General features: G+C 72.4%; 19 protein-coding genes. 7 read left to right on the top strand and 12 right to left on the bottom strand.

The window, feature by feature from the left end:
- The first annotated feature begins 138 nt into the window (after positions 1 to 138).
- A complete protein-coding gene (locus tag ABD858_RS14550; protein ID WP_345037406.1) occupies positions 139 to 1,452 on the top strand; it encodes an SIR2 family NAD-dependent protein deacylase in 1,314 nt (437 codons plus the stop codon).
- Between the two features lie 12 nt (positions 1,453 to 1,464).
- On the opposite strand, the gene ABD858_RS14545 is transcribed toward ABD858_RS14550, so the two are convergent.
- From ABD858_RS14545 to ABD858_RS14535, 3 genes are all read right to left on the bottom strand, one after another.
- Positions 1,465 to 2,451: a Gfo/Idh/MocA family protein gene (locus ABD858_RS14545; protein WP_345037403.1), complete on the bottom strand. Its 987-nt coding sequence runs from the start codon at positions 2,449 to 2,451 to the stop codon at positions 1,465 to 1,467.
- Positions 2,452 to 2,630: 179 nt separating this feature from the next.
- Positions 2,631 to 3,560 carry an N-acetylmuramic acid 6-phosphate etherase gene (gene murQ / locus ABD858_RS14540; protein ID WP_345037401.1) on the bottom strand — a complete coding sequence of 310 codons (930 nt, stop codon included), beginning with the start codon at positions 3,558 to 3,560 and terminating at the stop codon, positions 2,631 to 2,633.
- Between the two features lie 8 nt (positions 3,561 to 3,568).
- Entirely contained in the window at positions 3,569 to 4,495 is a 927-nt protein-coding gene (locus ABD858_RS14535; RefSeq protein WP_345037399.1) for a MurR/RpiR family transcriptional regulator, read from the bottom strand.
- A 56-nt stretch (positions 4,496 to 4,551) separates the two neighbouring features.
- Between ABD858_RS14535 and ABD858_RS14530 the strand changes: the two genes are divergently transcribed.
- Both ABD858_RS14530 and ABD858_RS14525 read left to right on the top strand, forming a co-directional pair.
- Complete coding sequence (locus ABD858_RS14530) at positions 4,552 to 4,935, top strand: hypothetical protein (protein WP_345037396.1); 384 nt, start codon at positions 4,552 to 4,554, stop codon at positions 4,933 to 4,935.
- 7 nt (positions 4,936 to 4,942) lie between these two features.
- Entirely contained in the window at positions 4,943 to 5,218 is a 276-nt protein-coding gene (locus ABD858_RS14525) for a DUF4031 domain-containing protein (protein WP_345037394.1), read from the top strand.
- Between the two features lie 162 nt (positions 5,219 to 5,380).
- On the opposite strand, the gene ABD858_RS14520 is transcribed toward ABD858_RS14525, so the two are convergent.
- The 5 genes from ABD858_RS14520 to ABD858_RS14500 all read right to left on the bottom strand — a co-directional run bounded on the left by ABD858_RS14520 (position 5,381) and on the right by ABD858_RS14500 (position 11,388).
- On the bottom strand, positions 5,381 to 6,589 hold the full coding sequence (locus tag ABD858_RS14520; protein ID WP_345044545.1) for a Cmx/CmrA family chloramphenicol efflux MFS transporter: 1,209 nt from the start codon (positions 6,587 to 6,589) through the stop codon (positions 5,381 to 5,383).
- Positions 6,590 to 6,643: 54 nt separating this feature from the next.
- Complete coding sequence (locus tag ABD858_RS14515; protein WP_345037392.1) at positions 6,644 to 7,294, bottom strand: HD domain-containing protein; 651 nt, start codon at positions 7,292 to 7,294, stop codon at positions 6,644 to 6,646.
- A 279-nt stretch (positions 7,295 to 7,573) separates the two neighbouring features.
- Complete coding sequence (locus ABD858_RS14510) at positions 7,574 to 8,572, bottom strand: NAD-dependent epimerase/dehydratase family protein (RefSeq protein ID WP_345037390.1); 999 nt, start codon at positions 8,570 to 8,572, stop codon at positions 7,574 to 7,576.
- A gap of 165 nt (positions 8,573 to 8,737) precedes the next feature.
- Positions 8,738 to 11,038, bottom strand: a complete 2,301-nt coding sequence (locus ABD858_RS14505) for a heavy metal translocating P-type ATPase (protein WP_345037388.1) — start codon at positions 11,036 to 11,038, stop codon at positions 8,738 to 8,740.
- A 59-nt stretch (positions 11,039 to 11,097) separates the two neighbouring features.
- Positions 11,098 to 11,388, bottom strand: a complete 291-nt coding sequence (locus tag ABD858_RS14500; RefSeq protein ID WP_345037385.1) for a heavy-metal-associated domain-containing protein — start codon at positions 11,386 to 11,388, stop codon at positions 11,098 to 11,100.
- 120 nt (positions 11,389 to 11,508) lie between these two features.
- Here ABD858_RS14500 and ABD858_RS14495 point away from each other — a divergent pair, with 120 nt between their 5' ends.
- On the top strand, positions 11,509 to 12,492 hold the full coding sequence (locus tag ABD858_RS14495) for a hypothetical protein (RefSeq protein WP_345037383.1): 984 nt from the start codon (positions 11,509 to 11,511) through the stop codon (positions 12,490 to 12,492).
- Between the two features lie 71 nt (positions 12,493 to 12,563).
- Positions 12,564 to 13,241, top strand: a complete 678-nt coding sequence (locus tag ABD858_RS14490; RefSeq protein WP_345037381.1) for a copper homeostasis protein CutC — start codon at positions 12,564 to 12,566, stop codon at positions 13,239 to 13,241.
- 382 nt (positions 13,242 to 13,623) lie between these two features.
- Here ABD858_RS14490 and ABD858_RS14485 read toward each other — a convergent pair whose 3' ends face one another.
- The gene (locus ABD858_RS14485; RefSeq protein WP_345037378.1) at positions 13,624 to 15,666 is read right to left on the bottom strand and encodes a HelD family protein; all 2,043 of its coding nucleotides are present in this window, start codon (positions 15,664 to 15,666) and stop codon (positions 13,624 to 13,626) included.
- A gap of 291 nt (positions 15,667 to 15,957) precedes the next feature.
- On the opposite strand from ABD858_RS14485, the gene ABD858_RS14480 reads away from it, so the two are divergent.
- Positions 15,958 to 16,146, top strand: coding sequence for a hypothetical protein (locus tag ABD858_RS14480; RefSeq protein WP_345037376.1), 189 nt, complete (start codon positions 15,958 to 15,960; stop codon positions 16,144 to 16,146).
- 12 nt (positions 16,147 to 16,158) lie between these two features.
- Here the strand turns inward: ABD858_RS14480 and ABD858_RS14475 are convergent, their stop codons facing one another.
- Both ABD858_RS14475 and ABD858_RS14470 read right to left on the bottom strand, forming a co-directional pair.
- A complete protein-coding gene (locus ABD858_RS14475; protein ID WP_345037374.1) occupies positions 16,159 to 17,808 on the bottom strand; it encodes a DNA repair helicase XPB in 1,650 nt (549 codons plus the stop codon).
- Between the two features lie 110 nt (positions 17,809 to 17,918).
- Positions 17,919 to 20,477: a helicase-associated domain-containing protein gene (locus ABD858_RS14470; protein ID WP_345037372.1), complete on the bottom strand. Its 2,559-nt coding sequence runs from the start codon at positions 20,475 to 20,477 to the stop codon at positions 17,919 to 17,921.
- 51 nt (positions 20,478 to 20,528) lie between these two features.
- Between ABD858_RS14470 and ABD858_RS14465 the strand changes: the two genes are divergently transcribed.
- Positions 20,529 to 21,455, top strand: coding sequence for a hypothetical protein (locus ABD858_RS14465; RefSeq protein ID WP_345037369.1), 927 nt, complete (start codon positions 20,529 to 20,531; stop codon positions 21,453 to 21,455).
- Between the two features lie 177 nt (positions 21,456 to 21,632).
- On the opposite strand, the gene ABD858_RS14460 is transcribed toward ABD858_RS14465, so the two are convergent.
- Positions 21,633 to 21,881, bottom strand: a complete 249-nt coding sequence (locus ABD858_RS14460) for a hypothetical protein (RefSeq protein ID WP_345037367.1) — start codon at positions 21,879 to 21,881, stop codon at positions 21,633 to 21,635.
- Positions 21,882 to 22,008 lie beyond the last annotated feature (127 nt).

Raw genomic sequence — 22,008 nt, 5'->3', positions numbered from 1 at the left:
ATGTACCTTCCCCCCGATCTGGTCTCCGCGTTCCGCGGTGGCCGGGGCGCCGTCTTCCTCGGCGCGGGAGCCTCCGTGGACGCCGGCCTTCCGACCTGGCAGCAGTTCGTGGGCCGGCTGGCGGAGTCACTGGACCTGATGCCGGACAGCGACGGCAGGTTCCCGGCGGCGGACCTGAACAAGATCCCTCAGTACTACGAGAACCGCTTCAGCCGGCGCGGGCTGCTGTCGGTGGTGCGTGAGCTGCTCGACGGGGGACGCAGAGGGCCCTCGGCAGTGCACCAGCTTCTTGCCCAACTTCCCTGTGCGACGTTCTACACCACGAATTACGACGAACTCCTGGAAGACGCGATCCGTCATCAGGGCAGAAGGTTCAGCGTCGTCGCGAGCGAGGAGGCCGCACGGGCCTCGTCCGATGTCCACGGACATGTCATCCGCAAGATTCACGGGACATTGTCACAGCCACAGACCCTGATCATCACCCGGGACGACTACGCCCGTTTCATGAATGCCGACAGCGTGACCATCAATACGCTGCAGAGCGACCTCATCCATCACATGTTCCTCTTCGTCGGGTACAGCCTGAGCGACCCGGACTTCAACAGCATCTACGACAACGTCCTCTACAAGATGGGCAATATGGCGCAGACGCACTATCTGTGCGTTCCGCATGCCTCTCCGCAGGAGGTCGACGATCTGAACCGCCGGGGCGTCAAGACCATCGACCTTTCGAAGTGGCCCGGCGCGACCCCGTCCGAACAGCTGAAGGCGTTTCTGGAAGCACTTGCCAACGCCACCAGCGACCTGGTCCACATCGAGCGTTTCTTCAGGGGGTTGAAGCGGGGAGAGGAAGTGCCGCTGGTCATCAGCTCGATGCTGAACGTGGGGGAGCAGTTCGTCTTCTATCCGGACTGTGATGTGCGCGTCGCGCAGCAGGTCGAGAGGGCTCTGGAAAAGATGGGGGTGTCGACGCGCTGGGTCGCGGACAGGCTGGCGCTGGAGCAGTTCGACGAATACCTGAACCGGAACATCGTCCTGATCTGTTCACCTTTCGGGAACAGGTTTACTCATCAGGTGTTCGAGCAGTTGAGTCCCGGCACCATCTGTGTCCGCTTCTGCAATGACGACGGGCAGCGTTTCATCCAGGACCTGAAGACCGACAACACCTATGCGGCCGACGATCCGGCCACTGCGGAGGAGCGCCCGAACTCGCATGACTTCTGTGTCGTCGCGAGATACCGGAATCCCTGGAATCCGGGCCGGTACATTTTCCTTTTCGCCGGAATCTACGCCATCGGGACACATGCGGTCGCGCGGTTTCTCTCCGACCTGACCAACTACCGGGAGCTGCCCGGTGGGTCGGAGGACTCGGTGCTGCTGCTCCGGGTCACCTTCACGGGCCATGATCCGTACGGCTACGAGTACCAGGTGGTGCCCGAAGCCGTGCTGTGAGCGGCGGGCCCTTCAGCCCACGGGCACGGCGTCCGCGGCGTAGCGCAGGCCGATCCTGGAGCGGATCTCGTCCATGGTCTCCATGATCGCGAGGCTCTCGTCCCACGTCATGATCGGGCTCTCCAGCAGCCCCTCGGCGAGGCAGCGGCTGACCTCCATGGCCTCGTGCTCCATGCCGTTTCCCGGATGCGGGAATTCATGGCGGACGGGCTCACGATGCGGCCGGACGAGTTCGAATGACGTCGGATTGTACCAACGGTCGATGCCGATGCGCCCCTGGGTTCCCAGAAGTTCCGCGTGCGCCGGCGAATCCGCCTGAATAGTGCAGGTGAGACTGGTCAGCTCACCCCTCTCGTGGGTCAGGACCGCACCGGTCTGCTCGTCGGCTCCGGTCAGCCCACGGGTGCTCGCGGCGGCGATGTCGACCGGCTTTCCGAAGAGCATGTGCGCGAGTGACACCGGATAGACCCCGATGTCCAGCAGTGCGCCGCCGCCCAAATCCATGTTCCGCAGCCGGTGTGCCGGGTCGGGCTCGCTGTACCAGCCGAGTTCGACCACGAGGGACCGGAGGTGCCCGATCGCGCCGTCTTTCACCAGGTGCACGACTTCACGCATTGCAGGGGTGAATCTCGTCCACATCGCCTCCATGAGGAACACCTGGTGTTCCCTGGCGGCGCGGACCATCTCGGCGGCTTCGCAGTGGTTCATGGCGAATGGCTTTTCGCACAGCACGGGCTTTCCGTGCTCGATGGCCAGCAGGGTCGCGTCCCGGTGGTGGGTGTGCGGAGTCGCCACGTAAACGGCTTCGACGGCCTCGTCGCGGACCAGCTGCTCATAGCTGAGATGGACGCGCGCATCCGGGGCCAGTGTGGCCAGCCGGGCGGCGCTTTCGGCGCTCCGGGAACCGATGGCGACCACCCGGGAATCATCGACCGCATTCAGCGACTCGGTGAAGGTGCGAGCGATCTTTCCCGTACCGATGATCCCCCAGCTGGTCATTTACTGGCTCCTAGGAGTCGCGATGTTTCGGTACTTCGAGAACGTCGAGCCGGGGCCGATACAGGCCTGGCAGTGAGAGTAATGCCTTGCCGCGCTATTGAACGCCTGAAACTGGGGCTTGGTTACTGTGGCGGGGGAACTATCCCCCGATGGGCGGTGAGCAAACGCTCGCGTGACCGTCAGCCGCCGTCGGCGGAGAGGGCCACGCGCAGGTGGCCGTTCGCCTCCTTCAGCAGGCGGTCCGCCGTCGGGGCGTCCGTATGCGTCAGCAACATGAGGATCGCGGACTTCACCTCGCCCCCGGCGGCGGTCAGCGCCGCCTCGATCTCGTCGTCCGGTGCGCCCGTGGCCAGGGAGACGATGCGGCGCGAGCGGGCGCGCAGTTTGTCGTTGGAGGCGCGGACGTCGACCATCAGGTTTCCGTACGTCTTGCCGAGCCGGATCATGGTGATCGTCGAGATCATGTTGAGGACGAGCTTCTGGGCGGTGCCCGCCTTGAGGCGCGTGGAGCCGGTGAGGAGTTCGGGGCCGACGACGACCTCGATGCCGTGGTCGGCGGCCGCCGCCAGGGGGCTGCCCGCGTTGCAGGACAGGCCGATGGTGAGCGCGCCCACCCCGCGGGCGTTCTCGACGGCGCCGAGCGCGTACGGGGTGCGGCCCGAGGCCGAGACCGCGACGAGGGTGTCGGCCGCGGTGAGGCCGATGCCGGCCAGGTCCGCGGCGGCCAGGTCCGCGCGGTCCTCGGCGCCCTCGACGGCCTCGGTCATGGCGGCCGGACCGCCCGCGATCAGCCCGACGACCTGGCCGGGAGCGGTGTTGAAGGTGGGCGGGCATTCGCTGGCGTCCAGTACGCCGAGCCGCCCCGCCGTGCCGGCGCCGGCGTGGACCAGGCGGCCGCCCCGGGCCATCCGTTCCGCCGTGGCGTCGATGGCGGCGGCGATCCGGGGGAGTTGCGCGGCCACGGCGTCCGGTACGGCCCGGTCCTCGCCGTTCATGATCTGCGCGATCTCCAGGGTGGGCAGCCGGTCGATCTCGGCGAGCTCGGGGCGGAACGCCTCGGTGGTGAGGGTGGCGAGTTGGGCGCGGAGTTCTCCGTATGCGGACGACATGGGCGGACCTAACGGGTACGGGTGCGGGGGGCGTGCCGGTGGGCGAGCGCCTCGTACGAGGCGGCGAGCGCGGGCGCGGCGGTTTCGTACGTCCGCTGCGCGACGCCGATGAACAGACAGTCGACGACGAGGAGTTGGCCGGTGCGGGAGGACATGGCGGCGGGGCGCAGTTCGCTCTCGCGGGCGGTGGAGGTGGTCAGTATGTGGTCGGCGTACTGCGTCACCGGGCCGTCCGGGCGGCCGGTGATGGCGACGGTGGTGGCGCTGCGCTCGAAGGCCGTGCGCAGCGGCTCGATGACGTCGCCGGTGGAGCCCGAATGAGTGATCGCGACCGCCACGTCACCGGGGCGCAGCTGCACGGCGTTGGTCACCGCGAGGTGCGGGTCGGTGTGGGCGTGTGCGATCAGGCCTATGCGGAGGAGTTTCTGCGCGAGGTCCTGGCCGACGAGGGAGGACGCGCCGACGCCGTAGATGTCGATGCGGCGGGCGGCGGCGAGCGCGGTCACGGCCGCGCCGAGCTGGACGGTGTCGAGTGCGGCCGCGGTGTCCGCGAGGGTCTGCTGCTCGTCGTAGGCCAGCTTGGCGACGACGTCGGCGATCGGGTCGTCCACCGCGATGTCGGCGGTGACGGCGGGGGAGCGGCCGGACTGCTGCTGGGCGGCGAGTCCGGCGAGGGCGAGGCGCAGATCGCGGTAGCCGGGATAGCCGAGAAGCCGTGCGGTGCGGACCACCGTGGCCTCGCTGGTACCGGTGAGCTCGGCGAGGCCGGTGACCGTGAGGGCCGCGCAGCCGGCCGGGTCCCCGGCGACGGCTTCGGCGACGCGCTGCATGGAGCGGGTCATGGACGGCGCGAGCGTACGGACTTTGGAGGCGAGGGCGGCGGGTGCGGGGGGCGGGGTGATGTCGGAGAAAATTTCCTTCACATCATGGGTCACCTTTGAAAGATATTTTCGGCCGCTCCTGGCCGTCAATCCCTCCTTCAGCACGGACAATGAGTCCCATGGACCCCCATCTGGAACAGGCGTTGCACGCGGCCCGCGCCCTGGTCCTCGCCGATCTGGCCGCCCGCGATGTCGCGCAGGCGGAAATCGTGTCGCTCGTGGAGGACGCCGTGACGCACCGGCGCTGGTGGGTCGAGCAGTGGCCCGACGGAGCCGGATGCGTGGCGGGACTCATCGCCCAGGATGTGCAGGACGCGCTGCTCGATCGGTACGGACGATGGCCCCTGTGTCCGGTGTGCGACGCGGGCGATCCGCACGCACTGGACGTGGAACCGGAACTGGGCCCCGACCCGCACTGGGTGTGCGCGAAGGCGGGCGTGGTGGTCGCGGCGGTCGGCGCGCTGGGCCTGACCGGCGGATTCGCCACCTCATGATGACCGTATGACCTTCTATATCGACCCGCCCACCTGGCCCGGCCACGGCCGCATGTGGTCCCACCTGGTCAGCGACGTCTCCTTCGAGGAACTGCACGTCTTCGCGGCCTCCATCGGCTGCCCCCCGAGCGCCTTCGACGGGGACCACTACGACGTGCCGGCCTCGCACTACGAGGAGGCGGTGCGCGCGGGCGCGGAGGAGGTCGGCTCCAAGGAACTCGTACGGATCCTCACCGAGGCGGGACTGCGCCGCCGCAAGGGCTTCCGGGGGGCCACGCCTTGACGCTCCACGTCCGGATCGGTCGGTGTGCCCGTCCTCGAGCGCCGGACGGACCGGGAATGGCGTTCTCCATGGGGTGGGCCGGAGCGGGACGGACCGGGGTGGCGTTCTCCGTCAGGCGGACGGGCCGGAACGGCCGCGCGGAGGGGCCGGCGTGGACCGGCCTCAGACGCCGGACGGCGCGGATTCCGGGACCGTGGCCGGCGAGCCCGCGACCACGCGGGACGCGCCCCGGCGGTGCAGCCGCAGCGACACCGTGACCGCCGCGAGCGCCGTCACCGTCATCGCCGCGCCCGCCCAGGCCGTCGAGGCGAAGCCGAGACCCGCGTCGATCACCGTGCCGCCGAGCCAGGGGCCGCCGGTGTTGCCCAGGTTGAACGCGGCCGTCGTGGTCGCCCCGGCCAGGGTCGGGGCGGCGCCGGCGACGTTGAACATCCGGGCGTTGAGGGCCGGCGCCGTGTAGAACGCCGAGACACCGAGGAGGAAGGAGAGCGCGACGACGGCCACCGGGCTCGACGCGAAGACCGCCAGCGCGATCAGGAACACCGTGGACGCGGTGATCCCGCTCAACAGCACGCCGAAGAGGTGCGCGTCCGCGACCCGGCCGCCGACGGTCGTACCCACCAGCGCGCCGACACCGAAGAGCGCCAGCACGCTCGGCACCCAGCCGGAGTCCAGCCCCGCCACATCCGTCAGCAGCGGCGCCAGATAGCTGAACGCGCAGAACACACCGCCCGCCGCGAGCGCGGTGACCACGACGGAGAGCAGGACCTGCCGGTCACGGTAGATCGCCAGCTCACGCTTCAGCTGCGGCTTCTCCTCCGGGAGCGGGATACGGGGGATCAGCGAGACCACACCGGCCAGCGCCACCGCCGAGGCCGCGGCCACCGCCCAGAACGCAGACCGCCATCCGAAGTGCTCGCCGAGGAACGCCCCGGCCGGTACGCCCAGGACGTTCGCGATCGACAGCCCGCCGATCATCACCGCCATCGCGCGGGCCCGCGCGTTCACCGGCACCATCGCGATGGCGACCGCCGCGCCGACCGCCCAGAACCCGGCGCACGCGAAGGCGCTCACCACCCGGGAGGCGAAGAGCACCTCGTACGAGGGCGCCAGCGCGCCCGCGACCTGGCCGAGACCGAACAGCGAGATCAGCGCGACCAGCGTGGTCTTCCGCGGCAGCCGCAGGGTGGCCACCGCGAGCAGCGGCGCCCCGATCACCATGCCGATCGCGAAGGCCGAGATCAGCAGCCCCGCCTTCGGGATCGACACATGCATGTCGTCGGCGATCGGCGGCAGCAGGCCGGACAGCATGAATTCGCTGGTGCCGAGGGCGAAGACGGAGAGGCCGAGTATGTACACGGCGAGGGGCATACGGGTGCGCTGATTGTGGTCCGGCATGAAAGCTGCCAACACCCCTGATGCCCGTTACATTCCCAGCCGCTCCAGCTCTGCCGCGAGATTCAGCCGTGCCGGCTTCTCCCACTCCGCCTCGCCGTGCGGCGTACGGAAGAGACGGGGCAGGCCGAGCAGGTGCCGCAGCACGTCCGAGCGGCCGGCCCGGAAGGCGTCGTCCGGGACGAAGGCGTACTCCTCGCGGACCGCCCGCGCATACCCCCCGTAGGTGTCCGAACCCGCGGCCAGGACGGCCAGATCCGCGTCGCACAGGACCGCGCCGTTGCGGTCACCGGGGCGCGGGTCGTGGGTGACGGTGAGACGGACCAGGCGGGCGACCTCGGCGGTGGCGTCGGCGGAGAGCCCGGCTTCGGGGAGGGCACGCTCGGCGAGGGCGGCGCTGCGTTCCTCGTTCTCGGAGCGGTCCGGCCGGTACACCGCGTCGTGGAACCAGGCCGCGAGGCGTACCAGCTCCGGGTCCTCGGCGTATGCGGCCAGGGTGTCGATGTGGTCCAGGACGGCGGTCAGGTGGGCGGTGGTGTGGTAGCGCCGCTGCGGTTCGGCCCAGCGGGCGAGCAGATTCTCGCCGTACGGGCGCGGGTCCGGGAGAGGGGCTCCGTCGCGTGCCGCCAGCAGGGTGGTGTGCCAGCGGTGCAGCAGCTCGTCGTGCACGGGGTCCGTCATGGCGGCCATTCTGCTCCGTCGCGACAGGCGGCTCCGTTCTCCCCCGGAATTCGTCCGGGGGACCCCGCGGGGGCGCCTCGGCCTCTGGTCGACCACGCGGCGGAGCCGCACATCGATGCAGCCGGCCTCGGGTCTCCCCCACGCGGCGCAGCCGCTGATCGGCACGAGCCCTCGGGACCCCGCGCGCTCCGCTGCCGCTGGGGGTGCCCCCACTCCCTTTCGACAGAGGCACGCCCCCTTCGGCTCACTCGCCCAGGGCCGGGCGGGCGGCTTGAGGCGTCAGCCGTCGGCGCCCCCGCCCAGCACCTTCGCCTCCGTCTCCGGGTCGAGGCCCGGCGCCGGGCGGTCGGGCCGCCGCGGCGCGGTGCCGCCGATGTTCCGCAGCCACTCCCAGGTGTCGGCCACCGTCTCCGTGACCGGCCGGCAACGCAGCCCGGCGGCGTGCGTCTTGAAGGTGTCGGTCCGGTGCATCGTGTCGTGGTCCTCGCCCGGCGTGATCCACACCGGCAGGTCCGTCCACGGCCGGATGCCGGCGGCGAGGATCGTCTCCGGGTCGGTCCAGCGCAGTTCGGCGTCGGAACCGGTGACCCGGACGCAGGCCTCCAGCAGCTCGCCCATGGTCGTGTGCCCGGGCGGGCTGATCAGGTTGTACGGGCCGCCGAGCCCGCGTCCGGCCGCGTCCAGGACCCAGCGGGCCAGGTCACGGGCGTCGATGTACTGCAGACCCAGGTGGCGCGGGCCCGGCGCCAGCACCGGGCCGCCCCGGGCGATGCGGTTCAGCCACCACGGGAGCCGGCCGATGTTCTCGTACGGGCCGAGGATGAGCCCCGCGCGGCCCAGCAGCGCGCGGTCGCCGAAGGCCGCCACCGCGGCGAGTTCCCCGCCGCGCTTGGCACGGGGGTAGTCGACGTCGCCGCCGTCGTCGGGCGAGCCGTCGACCACCGGGTCGTCCTCGGTGTACCCGGGCGCGTGCGGGTAGGGGTAGACGGAGCAACTGGAGATGTACGTGTAGTGGCCCGCCCGGCCGGCCAGCAGCCGTGCCGTGTCGCGCACCGCGGAGGGCGCGCCGCTCCAGGTGTCGACGACGAGGTCCCACTCGCCGTGGGCGAGGGCGGCCAGGCCGTCGGGCGCGGTGCGGTCGCCGTGCAGCACGGTGGTGCCGGGGGGCGGGGTGTGCGTTCCGCGGTGGAAGACGGTGACGTCCCAGCCGCGGGCCAGTGCGTCCTCGGTGACGGCGCGTCCGACGAACTCCGTGCCGCCCAGCATCAGAAGTCTCATGTCCCCGACTCTGCCCGGTGGTTGGTGTCCCCGGAAGCGCCGCACGCTCTCAGCGCAATCGCGCCGGGCGTAGTGGGCCGGGGCCGGGGGACGCGCGTCGGCCCCCGCGCCCGAGGGATCCGGGTGCGGGGGGATCCGGGTGCGGGGGCCGTTCCCTGTGTGCCGTCAGCGGTCCGCCGGCTGGAAGCCGCGCAGGCGGAGGCTGTTGCCGACGACGAAGACCGAGGAGAAGGCCATCGCCGCGCCCGCGATCATCGGGTTGAGCAGGCCGGCCGCGGCGAGCGGCAGCGCGGCCACGTTGTAGGCGAAGGCCCAGAACAGGTTGGACTTGATGGTGCCGAGCGTCTTGCGGGAGAGCCGGATCGCGTCGGCCGCGGCCCGCAGGTCGCCCCGTACCAGCGTCAGGTCGCCGGCCTCGATCGCCGCGTCCGTGCCCGTGCCCATCGCGAGCCCCAGGTCGGCCTGGGCCAGCGCGGCGGCGTCGTTGACGCCGTCGCCGACCATGGCGACCGTACGGCCCTCGGCCTGGAGCTTCTTGACGACGTCCACCTTGTCCTGCGGCAGCACCTCGGCGATCACCTGGTCGATGCCCACCTCGCGGGCGACCGACTCGGCGACGGCCTTGTTGTCGCCGGTCAGCAGGATCGGGGTGAGGCCCAGGGCACGCAGCCGGAGGATCGCCTCGGCGCTGGTCTCCTTGACGGCGTCGGCGACCTCCAGCACGGCCCGCGCCTCGCCGTCCCAGGCCACCGCGATCGCGGTACGCCCGGCGGCCTCGGCCTGCGCCTTGGCCCGCTCCAGGGCGGGCGGAAGGGTGATCGCCCTCCCCCGAGGACCTCCGACAGGCTCCGGTCCGGGGGGTACCCCCATGCCGAGCAGCTTCTCGCGGCCGACCAGCACCGCGTGGCCCTCGACGACGCCCCGCACGCCGAGGCCGGGGACGTTGGCGAAGTCCTCCGGCGCGGGCAGCGGGCCCGCCTCGGCCGCGGCGCCGGCGGCGACGGCCCGGGCGATGGGGTGCTCGGAGGCGTGCTCCAGGGCGCCGGCGAGGCGCAGCACCTGCTTCTCGTCCTCGCCCCCCGCGGTGTGGACGGCGAGCAGCGCCATCCGGCCGGTGGTGACCGTACCGGTCTTGTCCAGGACGATCGTGTCGACCTTGCGGGTCGTCTCCAGCACCTCGGGACCCTTGATGAGGATGCCGAGCTGGGCACCCCTGCCCGTACCGACCATCAGCGCGGTCGGAGTGGCCAGGCCCAGCGCACACGGGCAGGCGATGATCAGCACGGCGACGGCGGCGGTGAACGCGGCGGTCAGGCCCTCGCCGCTGCCGAGCCAGAAACCGAGCGTGCCGATCGCCAGCGCGATCACGACCGGGACGAAGACCGCGGAGATCCTGTCGGCGAGGCGCTGGGCCGCCGCCTTGCCGTTCTGGGCGTCCTCCACCAGCTTGGCCATCCGGGCCAGTTGGGTGTCCGCGCCGACCCGGGTCGCCTCGACGACCAGCCGGCCGCCGGCGTTGAGGGTGGCTCCGGTGACCGCGTCGCCGGTTCCGACCTCGACGGGGACGGATTCGCCGGTGAGCATCGACGCGTCGACGGCCGAGGAGCCCTCGACCACGATGCCGTCGGTGGCGATCTTCTCTCCGGGGCGTACCAGGAAACGGTCGCCGACCTGCAGGTCCGCGGTGGGGAGCAGGACCTCGCGGCGGTCACGGAGCACGGTCACTTCCTTGGCGCCCAGTTCGAGGAGCGCCTTGAGCGCGGCGCCCGCCTTCCGCTTGGAGCGGGCCTCGAAGTACCGCCCGGCCAGGATGAAGGCGGTCACACCCGCGGCGGCCTCCAGGTAGATGTTCCCGGCGCCGTCGCTGCGGGCGATGGTCAGCTCGAAGGGGTGGGTCATGCCGGGCATGCCGGCCGTGCCGAAGAACAGCGCCCACAGCGACCACAGGAACGCGGCGGACGTGCCGACCGAGATCAGGGTGTCCATGGTGGCCGCGCCGTGCCGGGCGTTGGTCCAGGCGGCGCGGTGGAACGGCCAGGCGGCGTAGGTGACGACCGGCGCGGCGAGGGTGAGGGACAGCCACTGCCAGTACTCGAACTGCAGCGCCGGAACCATTGCCATGGCGACGACCGGCACCGCCAGGGTCACGGCGGTGATCAGACGCTGCCGCAGCGGGGCGAGCTCGTCGTCCTGCTCGTCGGCCGCGTCGCCGTTCTCGTCCGGGCGGGCGGCCGGGGGCGCCGGTTCCTGCGCGGTGTAGCCGGTGGCCTCGACGGTGGCGATCAGATCCTGGACGGAGACGTCCTCGCGGAAGGTGACCTTCGCCTTCTCCGTGGCGTAGTTGACGGTGGCCTCGACCCCGTCCATGCGGTTGAGCTTCTTCTCGATACGGGCCGCGCAGGAGGCGCAGGTCATGCCGCCGATGGCGAGCTCGACCAGATGGGCACCCGGGGTCGTGGTGGTCATTGCTGTGCTGCTCCTTCCAAGGACGTGGGCCGGGGCCGCGCGGGCCCCGGCCTTCCGGATCAGGCCCGGCCGGTGAGTTCGTATCCGGCGTCGTCGACGGCGTCGGCGACCGCCTTGTCGTCGGGCTCGCCGTCGGTGGTCACGGTGACCAGGCCGGCCGCCACGTCGACGTCGACGCCGAGGACGCCGTCCAGGGCGCCGACGGAGGCGGTGACGGCGCTCTTGCAGTGGCCGCAGGTCATGCCGGAGACGCGGTAGGCCGTGGTGCGGCTCTCGGCGAGGGCCACGGCGGTCTCGGTGGTGGTGCCGGTGGAGCAGCTGTGGTCGGGGGAGCAGCAGGACGACGACATGGTGGCCTCTCCTTCTCGTATACCCTGGGGGGGTATTGCTTAGCGTCGCTCCATGTATACCCCCCACCCGTATCAAGCGCAAGTGTTGACTCCATACCCTTGGGGGGTATCTTGGTCGTCATGAACACCGGACTGAGGATCACCGCATACACCGCCGCGCTCGCCGCGACCTTCGGTAGCGCCTATGGAGTGGGGCAGGGTGTGGGCCCGGTCGCGGACAAGCCGACCGCCCGGCAGGAGGCGCGCGAGGCGCACGGAGCCGGCCATGCGGGTGAGGGGGAGGCGGGGAAGGGGGCGGACCGGCACGGCGACGGGCACGACGGGGCGGCCCCGGGCGCCGCGCAGCCCGCGGCCGGCGGGCTGCAGATATCCGACGGCGGCTACACCCTGGACCTCGACACCCCGCGGATCGCCGCCGGAAAGCCGGCCGAGCTGCGCTTCTCCGTCGAGGACGGCAGTGGGCGCAAGGTCACCGCGTACCAGCGCGAGCACGGCAAGGAACTGCACTTCATCGTCGCCTCGCGCGACCTCACCGTGTACCGCCACCTGCACCCGGTGCGGGCCGTCGACGGCACCTGGTCCACTCCTGTCCGGCTGCCCGCGGCCGGCGGCTACCGGGTCTTCGCCGACTTCAAGCCCGCCGGTGACGCCAAGGGGCTCACCCTCGGTGCCGACCTCGCCGTCTCCGGCGCGTACGCCCCGGCCGCGCTGCCCGCGCGGTCTGCTCGTGCCGGGATCGACGGGTACGAGGTCACCCTCGACGGCAGGCTCACGCCCGGCAGGGCCGGCGAACTGAAGCTGCGCATTGCGAAGAGCGGCAAGCCGGTCACCGACCTGGAGCCGTACCTCGGGTCGTACGGCCATCTCGTGGCCCTGCGCTCCGGCGACCTCGCCTATCTCCACGTCCACCCGAACGAGGGTGGCCCCGGGCCCGAGGTGTCCTTCACCGCGACGGCGCCGAGTGCCGGTTCGTACCGGCTCTTCCTGGACTTCCAGCACGAGGGCAAGGTCCGGACCGCCGCGTTTACGGTGCACGTGGGCGCGGGTGAAGCCGCGGGTCCGGGTTCGGCCGAGGGCGCGAGCGCGGACGGACACGCCCATTGAGGCGCCGTGGGCGCGTCGACCGCGTAGGCTGTCCCAATATTGGACTAGACCTGTCGTCGGAGTGAGGTCGGATGAGCAACCGGACACTGCTGGAGGTGATCGCTCTCGATGCGCGGGACGCCATCGCGGCCCAGGCCGGCGGGGCGGACCGTCTGGAGCTGGTCAGGGACATGGCGGCAGACGGGCTGACCCCGTCCCGCGAGACCTTCGCCGCGATCCGGGCCGCCGTGGACATCCCGCTCCGCGTGATGCTCAGGGCTGCCGCCGGCTTCGCAGCGGGTGACGTGGAGGCGCTCGTACGGACCGCGCTGGCGCTACGGGCCGAGGGTGCGGAGGAGTTCGTGCTGGGCTTCCTCGACGAGGCCGGCAACCCCGACATGGCCGCGGTCCGCGCGCTGGTCTCCGCGCTCCCCGGGTGCCGCTGGACCTTCCACAGGGCCATCGACCACGCGGCGGACCGCGACGCCCTGCGCAAGGAGCTGGCCGGCGCGCCCGGCCTCGACGCATTCCTGACCGCGGGCTCGGCGTCCGGCGTGGACGCCGGCCTGCCGATCCTCCTGGCGGAGGCGGCGGGGGCCGGTGAACCCCGCCTCCTGGTCGGCGGCGGCCTCCGCCTGGACCATGTGCCCGCGCTGCGTACGGCGGGGATCGACGCGTTCCACATCGGGGGTGCGGCACGCCCCGGCGGCTGGTCGGCGTCGGTCGCCCCGGAGGCGGTGGCGCGGTGGCGCGAGGCGCTGAACGCGTGACGCGGGGCCGGGGTGGGGGTGGGGCTGGGGTCCGGCTCCCCGACAGTGGGGGCCGCCAACTCCCAGCCCGTCCGGCGTTCGAGGGCGGACATACCGGTCGACCAGGGCCGGGGCGGCGCCCCCAGTGCTGTGACCGGAAAGGTTCACCGGCCTGCGACGCTCCCCCGGCTGCCGCTGCGGGAGCCGCGAGCTTCCCGGCGAACCTTTCCGGCTACAGCCTTAGACCGACCGGCAATAGGGAGCGTGGGACAAGGAGCGAGTCGAGAGCCGAGTCTGGGCGTGCATCGTGAGGAGAGCGCAGCGGCGCTGCGCGCGACGAGGGATGTGCGTCCAGGCGAGAGCTATCGACTCGCGACGCCGCGGGCCCTATTGCCGGTCGGTCTTAGCCGAGCTGCTCCGGCAGCGGTGCCGCGTGCAGCACGGTCAGGCCGGAGACCGCGCGGGTGAGGGCGACGTACAGCCGTCGCAGGCCCGTCCGTTCGTCGGGTTCGCCGTCGACGATCGCGGCGGGTTCGTCGAGGACCACGTAGTCGTACTCGAGACCCTTCGCGAGCGACGCCGGGACCAGCGTGAGGCGGGACTCGGCGGTCGTCTCCTCGCCCGGGGCGAGGAACGGCAGGCCCGCCGCGTGCAACGCGTCCGCCAGCACCGGCACCCGTGCGTCCGCCGCGATCAGGCCGGTCGAGCCCTCGTGGCGCAGTGACTCGACGCACGCGGCGAGCACCTCCACGTCGAGGTCCGTGGCCTCGCGGACGTCCAGCGAGCCCGGGTTCTCACGTACCGAGGAGACGGGGGCGAGCCCCGGGGAGATCGACGGCAGCAGCCGGGACGCGTACGCGATGACCTCGCGTGGCACACGGAAGCCGGCCGTCAGTTCCTCGACGACCGCGTCCGCCTTCCCCAGGTGTGCCAGCGCCTCGTCCCAGTTCCGGGTCGCCCAGGGCGTGGTGCCCTGCGCGAGATCGCCCAGGACGGTCGCCGAGCCCGTGGAGCAGCGGCGGCCCACCGCTCGGTACTGCATGGGGGAGAGGTCCTGCGCCTCGTCGAGGACCACATGGCCGAGGGAGTGCGTACGCGAGACGAGGTCCGCGGCCTCGTCGATCAGCACCGCGTCCGACGGCGACCACGTCGCCGACTTCACGCTGCGGGCCGGTTTCGCCCAGAGGATCGCCTTCTGCTCGTCGGCGGTCAGTACCCCGTCCGCGTGCTCGGCGAGGAAGTCCGCGTCCGACAGCAGCCGCAGCACCAGCTTCGCCGGGTCCACTGCGGGCCAGATCGCCTTCACCGCGGCCTTCACCGCCGCGTTACGGGCCACCGCGTCCTGCACCCGGTCGTCCGGGGCCTCGCCCGCCTGCTCCATGCGCACCAGCACCGCGTGCGCGATGCGCTGCGGCAGGGCGTCCCGCGCGGCGCCGTAACGGATGTCGCGGTCGAGCAACTCGCGGACGATCTCATCGAGTTCGTACGCCGGTACGCGCCAGCGCCGCGAGCCCCGCACGACCATGACGGGTTCCGTCGGCATCGTGACGTGCGAGCGCACCGCGCGGCGCAGTACCCCGGCCATGCGGGCGTCGCCCTTGACGACCGCGGCCGCGGCGTCGTCCTCCCCCTTCACCTCCACATGCGCGACCAGATCGCCGACGGTCGCCTGCTTGACCTCCAACTCACCCAGTGCGGGAAGGACTTGCTCGATGTAGTGGAGGAAGGAGCGGTTCGGTCCGATGACCAGCGTCCCGGTACGGGCCAGCCGCTCCCGGTGCGCGTACAGCAGATACGCCACCCGGTGCAGGCCCACCGCCGTCTTCCCGGTGCCGGGGCCTCCCTGCACGCACACCGTGCCGGACAGCCCGGACCGTACGATCTCGTCCTGCTCCGGCTGGATCGTCGCCACGATGTCCCGCATCGGGCCGACACGCGGCCGCTCGATCTCCGCCTGGAGCAGCTTGCTGGTCCGTGCCGCCTCGGAAGGGTCGGTGAGGTGCTCGTCCTCGTACGCCGTGAGCTCGCCGCCGGTGTAGCCGAAGCGGCGGCGCCGGCCGATGTCCATCGGGTCCTTCCGGGACGCCCGGTAGAACGGCTGTGACACCGGCGCACGCCAGTCGATGACCATCGGATCGCCGTCGGCGTCGTGGACATGCCGCCGCCCGATGTAGAAGTTCTCCCCCTCGGCGCCTTCCGCCAACTCCGCTCCGGGCGCGTGGAGGTAGTCGAGGCGGCCGAAGAACAGCGGGGTGTGGGAGAGGTCCGCGAGCGCCTTGATGCGCTCCTCGATCTGGGACCCGAGGACGAGGGCGTTCACCCAGTTCGCGGTGACGTCCTTGATGTCGAGCGCCTCCACGTCCTCGCGCATGGCGCGCAGCGCGGCGCGCGAGGCGGCGAGGTGGGCGCGCTCGCGCCCAAGGGGGTCGGCGTCGATCTCGGGCACGGTGCCTCCGGCTGTACGCAGGCCGGCGGCCCGCCCCCGCCCCGGGCAGCAGGGGGCGGCGGTCACGCTCGGCGGTGAACACGTCAGAACAGCCGCCGGTTTCCGTCCGGGCGGCGGCACTCCCGGCGAGGGGAGGCGGGCAGACGGGCGATTGTAGTCAGCCTGTGCGGCGCGGGCGAACCATTTACCGACCCGTAGGGGATCACCTATGCCCAAGGGCGTACGAGCGCAACTCGACGGTTCCCCCTGAGGGCCGATGTATACGCGGTGCGGAAAACGCACCATGGACACATGAGCAGCGCAACCTTCCACCGGGCCCAGTTCCGCCCGCACGGCGCAACCGCCACCGGCGCCGCACGCCACCACGCCCACCGCTTCGGCGACGCCCTCCGCGCGGTGAAGGTCTTCGCCGAGGCGGCGTTCAGCGTCGTCGTCCTCGGCGAGTACGGCGAGGACGCGGGCGTCCGCCGCAGAGTCTGAGTGCCCGGCCCGTCACGCCGCGTCGCCCGACAGCAGGTCGTCCGCGTCGACGATCCGGTACGCGTAACCCTGCTCGGCCAGGAAGCGCTGGCGGTGCGCGGCGAAGTCCTGGTCGATCGTGTCGCGCGCGACCACCGAGTAGAAGCGGGCCTCGTGGCCGTCCGCCTTCGGGCGGAGGACCCGGCCGAGACGCTGCGCCTCCTCCTGGCGGGAGCCGAAGGTGCCCGAGACCTGGATGGCGACCGTCGCCTCCGGCAGGTCGATCGAGAAGTTCGCGACCTTCGACACGACGAGAACGCTGATCTCGCCCTCCCGGAACGCGTCGAAGAGCTTCTCGCGCTGCGCGTTGGACGTCTCGCCCTTGATGACCGGCGCGTCCAGATGCTCGCCCAGCTCGTCCAACTGGTCGATGTACTGGCCGATGACCAGGGTCTGCTCGCCCTTGTGCTTGGCGACCAGCGCCTCCGTGACCTTCCGCTTGGTCGCGGTCGTCGCACAGAAGCGGTACTTCTCCTCCGCCTCGGCCGTCGCGTACGCGAGCCGCTCCGAGTCGGTCAGATTGACACGGACCTCGACGCAGTCGGCGGGCGCGATATAGCCCTGCGCCTCGATCTCCTTCCACGGCGCGTCGAAGCGCTTCGGCCCGATGAGGGAGAAGACGTCCGACTCACGGCCGTCCTCGCGGACCAGCGTGGCCGTCAGCCCCAGACGGCGCCGCGCCTGGAGATCCGCCGTGAACTTGAAGACCGGCGCCGGCAGCAGATGCACCTCGTCGTAGACGATCAGACCCCAGTCGCGGGAGTCGAACAGCTCCAGGTGGGGGTAGATCCCCTTCCGCTTCGTCGTCAGCACCTGGTACGTGGCGATCGTGACGGGCCGGATCTCCTTCCTCGTACCGCTGTACTCGCCGATCTCGTCCTCGGTCAGCGAGGTCCGCTTCACCAGCTCGTGCTTCCACTGCCGCGCCGACACGGTGTTCGTGACCAGGATCAGCGTCGTCGCCTTGGCCTGCGCCATCGCCCCCGCGCCGACCAGCGTCTTGCCGGCGCCGCACGGCAGCACGACGACGCCGGAGCCGCCGTGCCAGAAGCCCTCGACGGCCTGCTTCTGGTAGGCCCGCAGGGACCAGCCGTCCTCGGCCAGCTCGATCGGGTGCGCCTCACCGTCGACGTAACCGGCGAGATCCTCGGCCGGCCAGCCGAGCTTCAGCAGCACCTGCTTGATCTGCCCGCGCTCGGACGGGTGCACGACGACCGTGTCCGGGTCGAGGCGCGCCCCGACCAGCGGAATGATCTTCTTCGAGCGGAGGATCTCCTCCAGGACGGGGCGGTCGGTCGTCGTCAGCACCAGCCCGTGCGCCGGGTGCTTGGTGAGGGTCAGCCGGCCGTACCGGTCCATCGTCTCGGCGACGTCGACGAGCAGCGCGTGCGGCACGGGGTAGCGGCTGTACTGCACCAGCGCGTCCACGACCTGCTCGGCGTCATGCCCGGCCGCGCGCGCGTTCCACAGCCCCAGCGGGGTCACCCGGTAGGTGTGGATGTGCTCCGGCGCCCGCTCCAGCTCGGCGAAGGGCGCGATGGCCCGACGGCACTCGTCGGCCTGCTCGTGGTCGACCTCGAGCAGAAGCGTTTTGTCGCTCTGCACGATGAGGGGTCCATTCACGCCTGCGCCCTTTCGTTGCGGGAGTGGCCAAACATCCAGTGTGCCGCATGGTTGCGGGTGCGCGGCGAGGCGCGGGTGCGCGGGTGGTCCTGGAGCTGGACTGACGGCGGTCACACCGCGTCGTCGGCCAGTTCCGCGACGCCCGTGATGCGGTGCAGTGCGAACGTGCGGACCTCGTCCGCCGTGTGGTCGTAGCCCGTGACGAAGCCGCCCTCGACGCGGACCGGGGCGATCACGCGCTGGCTGGCCGCGCCGTCCGCGTTGACGTAGCCGATCCAGACCGCGGAGCCCGTGAGGGCCGCGGCCTGGACCGTGGCGAGGGTCTCGGCGGGGGAGGTACGGGGCAGCTCGCCCTCGTGCGCGCGTGTGGGCGCCTCCTTGCGGGGGACCGTGGCGGCCAGGTCGCCGGCCAGGATCGCCTTCACCGCCGCGCCCAGCAGGGTGTCGTCGGGCACGGGCGGGCCCTCCGGGACGGGGACCGGGGCGGTGCGCGGCGAGGTGCGGTGGGCGTTGGCGCGGGTGATCAGCACATCGCCCTCCGTCGACTCGGCGGCCGGCGCGAAGCCCATCGCGCGCAGCCCGTCGAGCAGGGTCGCCGGGTCGGCCTGGGCGGCCAGGACGGTGGGTGCGAGGCGCCGCAGGCGCAGACCGGCGGAGCGCTTGTCGGCGAGGATCTCGCCGAGCACGGCGTCGTCGTCGCAGCGTACGTACGCGGAGGCGGCGCCGATGCGGAGGTGGCCGTGGCGGCGGGCCACGTCGTCGATGAGGTAGCTGAGCGGCTGCGGTACGGGCGTACGGCTGTGCGCGGCCAGGAAGGCGTGCAGATCGGCGGCGGCCTGCCCGGCGTCCAGGGCCCGGCGCACCGACGCGGGCGTGAAGCGGTACACGGTCGCGCCGCCCTTCGACTCGACGTCGGCGAGGACGGCGAGCACCCCGGCGAGCGGCTGCTGCAGCGGGCCGGGGGCGACAGCGGTGAGGTCGGCCTGGAGGAGGATGTGGTCGACGGGCTCGGGGACGAGCGGCGCGAGCACCTGCGCGGCCCGCCTCCCGGCGGCGGCGAGCTCGGCGTCGGTGGGGGTGCGGTGCGGAAGGGAACCGGCGTCGGCGGCCGTGGCAGGTGTCAGGGAGTCCAGGAGCGCCCGGCCATGGGCCGACAGGGCGCCGCGGCCGGTGAGGCCGAGCAGTTCGGCCTCGTCGAGGGTCCAGCGGGCGAGCCGGGAGCGCAGGTCCTCGTGCGCGGGCCGCGCCGGGGCCGCGGACGTGGTCGTGCCGCGCGGAGGGCGTTCCCAGGCGAGGCGGGTCAGCAGCGTGTCGCGGTCCGGGGCGGAGCCCTCCGGAAGGGCGGCGAGGAAGGCGAGGACGCGGCGGCGGACCTCGGGGGCGGCGGAGCGGTCCAGCTCGGGGCCGAGGGCCGACAGGGTGCGGCCCTTGGAGTCCTGGCCGCCGACCAGGCCCGCGGTGCGGGTGGCGGTGAGCCAGGCCGTGGCGAGGCGCGACCAGCGTTCGGCAGCCGGGAGGTCGAGCCAGTCGTCGTACGCCGGGGTGGGGGCGTACCGCTCGTCGGCCTCGCTGTCGGAGGCCACCAGCCCCGCCGCATAGGCGAGTTCCAGCCAGAAAGCGACCACGGGTTCGGGGACGTCGAGCAGGGCCGCGGTGCGCTTCAGGTCGCGGACGCCGAGGCCGCCGGCCCGGAGGACCGCCGGTCCGCCCTCGTTCCACTCCGCGAGCAGCTCCTCCACGGTGGACAGTGCCGTGAGCGCCTGCCCGGCCGCCGTGGCGTCCACGATCCGCGGGGTGTGCGACGCGGCCGCCGTGACGGCGGGGGGCACCGGCTCCGGCACCCGGTGGGCCCGCCCGGCGCGCAGATGCAGGGCGGCCTCGCGTGGCAGGACGACCGTGCGGGGGCTCGCGGGCAGCAGCAGGCCCCGGTCGCGCAGCCACCGCACATGCGCGGGCGGGTCCGCCGACACCTCCCCGTACGGCGGGCCCCAGACCAGCCGGTCCAGTACGGCCACCGCCTCCGCCGGGGCGTCGGCCAGCAGCGCCGCCATGCGCTCGCGGTCGGTGAACAGCGAGGTCACCGCCGCGACCGCGGAGACCGGGTCGTGCGTGGCGGGCAGCCCGAGGGCAGCCAGGATCTCCTGGACGCGGCCCGGCGACATCCCGGCCGCCGCCTCCGCGACGGTCGGCCCGAGTCCGGTGGGGGTGGGGTGAGCGGGGGAGGGGGCGAGGAGTTCACGGGCGGTGCGTACGAGCCGGAGCCGCTCGTCGTCGCCCCACACGAGAGCCTGCGCACGGAGCACGCCGAGTGCCCGGGGCAGCGCCGCCTCGACCTCGGGGTCGCCGTCGTCACCGGTGAGGAGCGTGCGCAGGGCGGTGTACGGCGTCGGCTCCGGGGCCACCGCCAGCGCCTGCGCCGTCTGCAGCGCGAACCGGTCGAGCCGCTCCACGGCCCGTACGACGGAGGCGCGGGTGCCGGCCCGGGTGGCGAGCTGGGTGAGGTCGTTCGGGACCGGGCTCAGCAGATCGGGCCGGGCGCGCAGCAGCGCGGCGAGCGTCGCCTCGTCCCGGCCGCGCAACGCCTCCGCGAGGGTGCGCGGTGCCTTTGCGGCGGTCCCGTCGGTCGTCCCGTGCACGTACGCCTCCCGCTGCGGCTCACTGCTCCCCATCCGCCCCACGTTAGACGCTACCTTCGGGGCAGGGAGCGGTGGAGGGATCGCGTGGGGATCGAGAGTGACCAGCTGGTCTACGACTACCTGAGCCGGGTCGGCGACCTGGCCCAGCAGCGGCAGCTGCCGTCGGCCGTACGGATGCGGCTGGTGGCGACGCTCCGGGAGGAGATCGACCGGCGGCGGTCGAAGTCCGGCCCGGACAGCCCGGCGGCGGTGCGCCGCATCCTGGGACGGCTCGGTACGCCGGACGAGGTGGTGTCCGCGGCGTCGGAGGGTGCGGAGTACGTCCCGCCGGCGCCTTCGTCCGGGCCGCCGGTGGAGCGTACGGGCCGCATCCCGCGTCCGCGCAGGGAGGCCGGGGAGCCCCCGCCCCCGCCGCCTGCCGCGTCGCCTCCGCATCTGGCGGGCGAGGACGAACTGGGCCCCTCCGGCAGCGAGCCCGACTGGTGGCGCGTCGAGCCGGTGGACGAGGTGGCCGGGGTGGGCGGTTTCGTCGGCGGAGTGGAGGTCCCGGAGATCCTTAAGCCGCCGCGCAAGGAGGAGCCGCCGGCGGAGGAGGCCGCGCAGGCGGCTGCGCGGCGCCCGTGGTGGCGGCGCGTCCGGAAGACGGCCCCGGCTCCTGACCCGGCCCCTGCCCCGGCTCCGGCCCGGGCCAATCCGTTCCTGCTGCTCGCCGCCGTGCTGCTGGTGGCGGGGGCGTTCCTCGGCTCATGGCTTGCGCTGGCCGGCGGCTGGCTGCTCGCGTACGGCTCGCGCCGCCTCAGCCGGGCCCAGATGAAGCTGGCGGTACTCGGTCTGCCGGGCCTGTCCCTGGCGGGCGGTGTGGTGTGGGTGTGGGGCCGCGTCGAGGGCCGCTGGGGCGCGCCGGTCCCGGAGGGCGGCACGGCGGACGCGCTGGCGGACATGTGGCCGGTGGTCGTCCGGGTCGCGGCGGTGCTGTCGGCGCTGTTCCTGGCCTGGCGCGCGAAGCGCTGACGCGTCACGCCCGAGCTGGTTGCCGTGCTCCCCGGGCGGGGGCGTCACCCGGCCTGGGTGTGGCGCGCGTCAGCGCCTTGTGGGGCGTCATGACCGGAGCCCGTCCGGCGCTTGAGGACGGACACACCGGCCAACCTCGACGGCCCGCGCCGCCGCGGAGGCGGCCTGGCCGGAGGCCTACGCGGAGGCTCGTGCCTGACGGCGTTGCGCCGCGATCGAACGGAGTACGCCGGCGCCTGCGATCAGGAGGCCGACGCCCATCAGCATGCTGACGAGGTAGGCGCCGATCGGAAAGGGGTCGGTGCCCAGGAAGAGCGGGGCCACGGTGATCAGTGTGGCCACCGCGCCGATGAAGAAGACGATCGCACCGATACGAACAAGCCGATCGCCGGCGCCGCTGGGAGAAGGCTGGGTTTCGTTACTCACCCGGCCAGGGTAGTTCCCAGCGCGTAGGAACCACCGGGACGTCTTGTCACCGGCCCTTGGACCATTAGCCTTGGTCGTGGCGGGTCCGATGACGGCCCGCTGTAGTGCTATTGAAGCCCCGACGAGT

The organism is Streptomyces sannanensis, from assembly GCF_039536205.1.
Lineage (GTDB): Bacteria > Actinomycetota > Actinomycetes > Streptomycetales > Streptomycetaceae > Streptomyces > Streptomyces sannanensis.
Note: the sequence above shows the minus strand (reverse complement) of the source record. Positions and strands in the feature narration are given on the sequence as shown.

Bases quoted from the DNA above. Each gene is read 5' to 3' on its own strand.
- ABD858_RS14545 (WP_345037403.1), bottom strand. From the start codon at position 2,451: ATGACCAGCTGGGGGATCATCGGTACGGGAAAGATCGCTCGCACCTTC.
- ABD858_RS14495 (WP_345037383.1), top strand. From the start codon at position 11,509: ATGAACACCGGACTGAGGATCACCGCATACACCGCCGCGCTCGCCGCG.
- ABD858_RS14480 (WP_345037376.1), top strand. From the start codon at position 15,958: ATGAGCAGCGCAACCTTCCACCGGGCCCAGTTCCGCCCGCACGGCGCA.
- ABD858_RS14500 (WP_345037385.1), bottom strand. From the start codon at position 11,388: ATGTCGTCGTCCTGCTGCTCCCCCGACCACAGCTGCTCCACCGGCACC.
- ABD858_RS14520 (WP_345044545.1), bottom strand. From the start codon at position 6,589: ATGCCCCTCGCCGTGTACATACTCGGCCTCTCCGTCTTCGCCCTCGGC.
- ABD858_RS14510 (WP_345037390.1), bottom strand. From the start codon at position 8,572: ATGAGACTTCTGATGCTGGGCGGCACGGAGTTCGTCGGACGCGCCGTC.
- murQ (WP_345037401.1), bottom strand. From the start codon at position 3,560: ATGTCGTCCGCATACGGAGAACTCCGCGCCCAACTCGCCACCCTCACC.
- ABD858_RS14530 (WP_345037396.1), top strand. From the start codon at position 4,552: ATGAGTCCCATGGACCCCCATCTGGAACAGGCGTTGCACGCGGCCCGC.
- ABD858_RS14515 (WP_345037392.1), bottom strand. From the start codon at position 7,294: ATGACGGACCCCGTGCACGACGAGCTGCTGCACCGCTGGCACACCACC.
- ABD858_RS14470 (WP_345037372.1), bottom strand. From the start codon at position 20,477: ATGGGGAGCAGTGAGCCGCAGCGGGAGGCGTACGTGCACGGGACGACC.
- ABD858_RS14550 (WP_345037406.1), top strand. From the start codon at position 139: ATGCCGGACAGCGACGGCAGGTTCCCGGCGGCGGACCTGAACAAGATC.
- ABD858_RS14490 (WP_345037381.1), top strand. From the start codon at position 12,564: ATGAGCAACCGGACACTGCTGGAGGTGATCGCTCTCGATGCGCGGGAC.
- ABD858_RS14505 (WP_345037388.1), bottom strand. From the start codon at position 11,038: ATGACCACCACGACCCCGGGTGCCCATCTGGTCGAGCTCGCCATCGGC.
- ABD858_RS14525 (WP_345037394.1), top strand. From the start codon at position 4,943: ATGACCTTCTATATCGACCCGCCCACCTGGCCCGGCCACGGCCGCATG.